Source organism: Alistipes sp. AM16-43 (genome assembly GCF_003435745.1).
Taxonomy (GTDB): Bacteria; Bacteroidota; Bacteroidia; order Bacteroidales; family Rikenellaceae; genus Alistipes; species Alistipes onderdonkii.
In genome coordinates, this window is the sequence record NZ_QTUQ01000006.1 from 39,385 (window position 1) to 46,419 (window position 7,035).

General features: G+C 57.4%; 3 protein-coding genes. 2 read left to right on the top strand and 1 reads right to left on the bottom strand.

The window, feature by feature from the left end; translation table 11 throughout:
• Nucleotides 1–147: 147 nt before the first annotated feature.
• Nucleotides 148–1,200 (bottom strand): AI-2E family transporter, encoded by a 1,053-nt coding sequence (locus DW189_RS11430; protein WP_055204397.1) that lies wholly within the window; start codon nucleotides 1,198–1,200, stop codon nucleotides 148–150.
• A 489-nt stretch (nucleotides 1,201–1,689) separates the two neighbouring features.
• Between DW189_RS11430 and DW189_RS11435 the strand changes: the two genes are divergently transcribed.
• Together DW189_RS11435 and DW189_RS11440 are read left to right on the top strand one after the other, a co-directional pair.
• Nucleotides 1,690–4,401, top strand: coding sequence for a TonB-dependent receptor (locus tag DW189_RS11435; RefSeq protein WP_055212442.1), 2,712 nt, complete (start codon nucleotides 1,690–1,692; stop codon nucleotides 4,399–4,401).
• Between the two features lie 14 nt (nucleotides 4,402–4,415).
• Complete coding sequence (locus tag DW189_RS11440; protein ID WP_117508276.1) at nucleotides 4,416–6,998, top strand: choice-of-anchor J domain-containing protein; 2,583 nt, start codon at nucleotides 4,416–4,418, stop codon at nucleotides 6,996–6,998.
• Nucleotides 6,999–7,035 lie beyond the last annotated feature (37 nt).

The following is a 7,035-nucleotide window of genomic DNA, read 5'->3' on the forward strand; positions in this document are numbered from 1 at the left end:
GGTTCTTGTTACCGCTTCCACTGTTATTTCAATAACAAAGATAATAAACAATTTGAAATTCCAACCATTTTACAGGAATTTTTCACAAAAATCACCCGAAACGGTTACTTTTCGTAAAAGCACCCCGCCCGGAAGCGCCCCGGCGGGCTACGCCTGGATATCGTGCTCGGGCACGAACAACTGCTTGTACGACGTCCCGTCGAGGTATTTCTTCTTGAAGATATTGACGCAGAAGACGAACATCTCGAGCATCAGTGGCCCGAAAATCACCCCCATGAACCCGAAGAGCGACAGCCCGATGAAAACACCGAAGATCGTCACCAGCGGATGCGTATCGGCCATCTTCTTCTGCATGATGAACCGCACGACGTTGTCCACGTGCGTCACGACCAGCCCGCCGTAAAGGAGCAGCCCGATGGCCGGCCCCCAGTCGCCCGTGAGTGCCATGTAACCCGCGAGCGGGAGCCACACGAGCGCCGTTCCGAAGATGGGGATGATCGTTGCGAAACAGGTCAGCACGCCCCAGAACAGCGGGCTCGGGGCGTTGAAGACCAGGTAGCCCACGAACGCCACGATGCCCTGTACGACGGCCAGCAGGGGGATGCCGATGGCGTTCGAGCGGACGATCATGTGCACCTCGCGCATGACGCTGCTGCCCACGTCGCGGTTGAAAGGCAGTATCTCGCGGCAGTACTCCTCCATGCGCAGGCCGCCGATGAGCATGAAATAGAGCACGAACAGCAGCACGACGATGTTGATGCCGAAATCCATGATGCTGCCCAGCACCCACTGCCCCAAATGAGGGATCACCCCCACGAGCGACGCGATATTCCTCTCCTGCCAAAGGTTGTATCCCGTCTTTTCGTGGATCAGCGCTGCGATGTGTTTGAGCGGCTCGACGATCGACTCGGGCTTGAGGGCGATGTCCTGCACCTGGTTGACGACCATCCAGACGATCAGACTGATCGGCACCAGGAAACAGAGCACCGCCTCACCCAGCAGCAGCGACGCGGCCAGGCTGCGCCGCCATTTGCGGCAAGCCGTGAGGTAATGCATCTGCCGCCGGAGCAGCACGTAGATCGTCATGGCACCCAGCACCCCGCCCAGGAACGGGGTCAGCTCGATGAAGATCGTGACCCCCAGTCCGAGGATCAGCACGAAAAGCGAATAACGCCAGTATAGTTCCTTGAAAGACTGCATACGCGTCCGCTGAGCAAGGAACGTGCCGCAACGTGCAAGACCGTGCCCGTCAACAGGTTGAAAAATATTTGAACAAAATTTACGGTGTTCTGTTGCGGCTGTGAAATATTTGGTTTAAATTTGTATAAGCAAATTATGGACGGCTTTATGGAAATAACGGTTTCCACCGGCACCCTGCATCACCGATACGGTGCGGGAGAAGGTATGCAAACCGGATATCGGCTATCGCCGGGCACGGCCGGCGATACGCAACGACGAGGGGTATCTCACACGCGGAGTATCCCTCGCAACTTTATACAAACCCCAGTATTTTATGTATCACAAAGCCTTCCCGAAAGGTTGCCGGGGGTTAAAATCCTGTGAAATTCCAACCATCCCGCCGGCGGAAGCGGAGAAATCCCCGATCTTAGTGCCGCGGATCGCGACACCCAGAAATGAAGAAACCGAAATATCCATTACACTCTTTTATTTACTAATCCATTAAAAAGTATGAGAAAACATTTACAACATTTCCTCATGACGGCCGCCCTGATTCTGTTCGGAGTGTCCGCCGCTGTCGCGCAATCGGCAGTTACGGGTAAAATCGTAGATGAGACCGGCGCACCGCTGATCGGCGCCTCTGTGACCGTACCCGGCACATCGCAGGGTGTCAGCACCGACGTCGACGGCAACTTCACGCTGAAGACCGATGCCAAGGAGATCGAGATCAGCTACGTGGGCTACGTCCCGACCAAAAAACCCGTCACGGGCCCGAACGCACGCCTGGGCATCATCCAGATGGAGCCCGACGCCGTGGCATTGCAGGATGTCATCGTCATGCAGTCGGTGGCCGTGCAGCGCAAGACCCCGGTTGCCGTATCGACGGTCAACGCCGAGGAAATCAGCTACAAACTCGGCGGACAGGAGTTCCCCGAAATCCTGAAATCGACGCCGGGCGTCTACGTGACCAAGGACGGCGGCGGCTTCGGCGACTCGAAGATCAACATGCGCGGTTTCCAGGCGGCCAACGTGGCCGTGATGGTCAACGGCGTCCCCGTGAACGACATGGAGTGGGGCGGCGTATACTGGTCGAACTGGGCCGGACTCTCGGACGTGACGCGCAGCATGCAGACCCAGCGCGGCCTGGGCGCCTCGAAAATCTCGTCGCCCTCGGTCGGCGGTTCGGTCAACATCGTGACCAACGGCATCGAGGCCAAGCAGGGCGGCACGTTCTCGTTCGGCGTAGGTAACGATGGCCTTTACAGCCTTTCGTTCAGCCTCTCGACGGGCCTCACGAAGAGCGGCTGGGCACTGTCGGTACTCGGCGCGAAGCGCTGGGGCGACGGTTACATCCAGGGAACCAACTTCGAAGGCTACAACTGGTTCGTCAACATCTCGAAGCGCATCAATGACCGCCACCAGTTGTCGCTGACCGCCTTCGGCGCCCCGCAGAAGCACGCGCAGCGCCATGCCCTCGACGACGGACTGAAGATCGAGGAGTGGCAGAAGGCCAAGAACTTCATGGGCGAAAAGGATATGTACCGCTACAACGCCGAGTACGGTTTCGACAAGAACGGCAGGCAGCGCTACTCGCACTTCAACGAATACCACAAGCCCCAGATCTCGCTGAACCACCAGTGGCAGATCGACTACAAGTCGTCGCTCTCGACGGCGCTCTACATGTCGATCGGACGCGGCAGCGGCTACTCGGGCCAGGGCCGCACCTCGGCCGACCGCAACATGTGGAAGGGTACCAACTACGGCGTACTGAACACCACCTTCCGCAACCCCGACGGCACGTTCGCCTACGACAAGATCCAGGAGATGAACGCCGCCAGCCCCGACGGTTCGCGCATGATCATGTCGAAGAGCAACAACAACCACATGTGGTACGGACTGCTCTCGACCTACACCAACCAGATCTCCAAGTCGCTCGAACTGTCGGCCGGTATCGACGTGCGCTACTACATCGGCGAGCACAACAACGAGATCATCGACCTCTACGACGGTAAGTACTACATCGACGACGACAGCCGCAAGAACGTCAAGCCCGAGCAGAACGCCGCCGCAGCCGATCCCAACTGGAAATACCAGAAATTACAGGTCGGCGACAAGGTTTACCGCGACTACGACGGCCACGTACACCAGGAAGGCGTATTCGCCCAGCTGGAGTGGACGAAGAAAAACCTCAACGCCTTCGTATCGGGTTCGGTTTCCAACACCGGCTACTGGCGCTACGACCGCTTCTACTACGACGCCGCACACGCCGAGTCCGAGCACGTGAACTTCATCGGTTACACGGTCAAGGGAGGCGCCAACTACAACATCAACGAGAAACACAACGTATTCGCCAACCTGGGCTACATCAGCCGCGCCCCGTTCTTCTCGGGCGGCGCATTCCTGCAGAGCACCACGAGCAACGTCAAGAACCCCGACCCGCTGAACGAAAAGGTATTCTCTGCCGAGATCGGCTACGGATTCCGCTCGGGCATCCTTTCGGTCAACCTGAACGGTTACTACACGCTCTGGATGGACAAGTCGGTCGTACGTTCCAGCTCGATGGCCAACGGCGACTACGCCCGCGTGAACCTCTCGGGTGTCGACGCACGCCACATGGGCCTCGAACTGGACTTCGTCCTGCGCCCCAACCGCTGGCTGGACGTGACCGGTATGCTTTCGCTGGGCGACTGGCAGTGGGACAGCGACTCGAAGGGCTACATCTACGACACGCAGGGGCAGCCCCTGACCAAGGCTTTGGACGGCACGGTCGCCTCGGGCATCATGGCTGAAGACCACGCATGGCTGAACCTGAAGCAGAAAGGCATCAAGGTCGGCGGTTCGGCACAGACCACCGGAGCCCTCGGCGTCACGGTACGCCCGATGAAGGGCCTGCGCGTCAGCGCCGACTGGAACGCCTACGGCAACAACTACGCCGACTTCTACATCGGTTCGAACACCAGCCTTAACGGTAACTCGACCGTCGACGTGAAAGACCCGTGGAAAATTCCGTGGGGACACCAGCTCGACCTCTCGGCCAGCTACGCCTTCAAGATCGGCAACGTACGCGCCACGATCTACGGCAACGTGAACAACGTCTACGACTACAACTACATCATGGACGCGCAGTGCGCCGCAGCCGACGAAGGTATCTGGCAGAACGTATATGCCGTCATGTACTCGTTCGGTCGCACCTATACAGTAAGACTGAAAATTAACTTCTAATTACAGCGAACCATATGAACAAGCATATTGTAAAATACCTTCTGGCCCTTGCGACGATAGCATTCGTGGGGGGGGGTTGTAATGTCGACGATTACAACGAGGAGTATCTGGACGGGTTCAACCCCGACAAGGAGATCACCGACGTCCAGGTGCTGAAATACACGATGACCGACGCCGACTACGCCAGCGTCGCGTCGAATGCCACCAACAAGGCGATCGCCGAAGCCGCAGGGCCCGATGCAGTGGCAGCCCTGGCCGCCGTAGGCACTGCAAAATGTTTCTCCGAAGCCGCTTCCGCCACGACGTACCTGCCCGCCTTCCTGGCTGCAGGTTACGACAGCTACCTCTCGAACGGCTCGACTGTCACCGTTACCTATAAGAATGCGACCGACCTCGCCGAAGAGGTTGTCAAACTCGCTGCGGCAGAGACCTACACCGTCTCGGGTGCCGATTACCAGTCGGTCTGGGGCGAGACTCCGGCTAACTATTTCACCCCCGAGAAACCGCTGGCCGGCTATGCCAACAAGATCCTGACGGGTGCTTATCCCGATGCGGAAGCAGGTGCGATCAAGGTCGTAGCCTATAACTACTCCGCTTCCGAACCCAATACGGGCGGCGGTGAAACTCCCGCGGCAACGAGTATCGACGAAACATTCGACGGAGGGCTCAATGCATGGCAGATCGTCAAAGGATCGAGCACCTCGACCTGGACGCTGGACGACTACAACGGTGTAAAATCGGCAAAATGCTCTGCATTCAACACCACAGGCCCGCAGGATCTCTGGCTTATTTCCGAGAAAGTGAACCTTACGCTCGCCGACAATCCGCAACTTGCATTCGATGTAAAAATCTCCTACTGGACGCATGACGGTCTGAGCGTACTCGTATCCACCGATTACAATGGCGTCACCCCCGAGGAGGCGACATGGATCGACCTGACGAACAATTTCACGTTCGACGGCTCGACCTCCGGCAAATGGTATACGGCAGGCATATGCGACATGAGCGCATATAAGGCCGAATCGGTCTACGTGGCATTCCGCTACCAGGGCAATGCGGCCGACAACAAGACCACGACCTATTATATCGACAATATTCAGTTGGGACAGGATGTGGTCACTGTCACGGACAACGACCTGTTCGAAGAGACGTTCGATGCCGACAACTTCGACAAATGGCAACTGGTAAAAGCTGCAGGCGAGGATAACAAACAGTGGGCAATAAAGAAATACTCTGAGAACCTCTATGCCCAGGTTTCGGCGAACGGGGCCGCCGGCGCTGTCGAATCATGGCTTGTAAGCAAAGATCCGATCACCGTTCCGGCGTTCGATGACGGCATGACGACATTCGGTTTCGACATCAAGATCGGATACTGGAACGCCAACTGTCTCTCGATACTTATCTCGGAAGACTATACGGATGACGTGACCACAGCCACCTGGACCGACATCACCGGGAATTTCACGATCCCCGAAGAGCCGGCAAGCGGCTATGGCAACGACTTCGAACCGGCCGGTCGCTTCTCGCTGTATAAATATGCGGGCAAAACGCTCCATTTTGCGTTCAAATATGTGGGTGACGGTGCCAACCGGAAAACAACCACCTACCAGCTCGACAACATCAAGGTTTCGAGCATGAAGCGCGGTGTGGCGGTTTCAGCTGCCGCAGCCCTCGGCCAGACCCGGGCGGTAACACAGGAACAGTATGCAGTCTACACCTTCAACGGCACGTCGTGGGCGACAGCCGAGGCTACGACGATCGTCAATCCCGAGGACTACGCACAGATGGGCGCCACAAACCCCAACTTCAGCTCGTCGTTCTCGCAGGACACTTACCTGCCCCTCTACCTGAAATACAAATTCCCGTATGCAATGCCCGAGGATGTCATGGATGTGGCTTACCATTTCTATGCTTCGGGATCGACCGTGCTCCAGGCCGACCGCTACACGTTCGACGGCTCGAACTGGAGCAAGAACCTCACCTACGAGACGCTCGACGGCCCGTTCAAGAAGGTCAGCGGCAAATGGAACTTCGACCCCAGCATGACGCTCGTCGTGGCCCCCGACCGCAGCGCTTACAGCAAGAGCTTCTACCAGGCTTGCGTGGACTGGGTACTCCAGAACAAGGACGCCGCCTATACGACGGATAACCGCAGCGGGAGCCGCCTCACGGATTCGGAATATTACAGCGGTTGCGCGGCAAGCTACACCAACCTGAACTGGCGTATCAACACGCTTCCGAAATACTACTGGAGCGAAGCCGGTGAAGACATATCGGCCTACGACAACTGGGGGTCGGACGACAAGGAAGCAGCACGCGCTTCGTACCAGGCGTTCTACGACGAAGTCGAAAAGCGTTTCGGCGAGGTAATGTCGGCCGCCCTGGGTACGCTCTACCCCGATGTCAAGATGATCTCCGGCATCGACGTGATCTACACCGTACAGATGATGCTCTACACGCAGCACATCGGCTCGGGCACGGGCAAGGTGACGCACGCATTCGAATTCAAACTCGTCGACACCGGCAAGTTCGAATACGTACGCATGTACGCACTCTCGCCGGAGTATGAACTGATGAAGGACGCCAACTTCGAATAACGGAATCCGATCCAAAGCAAAGGGGCCCTCTGACGAG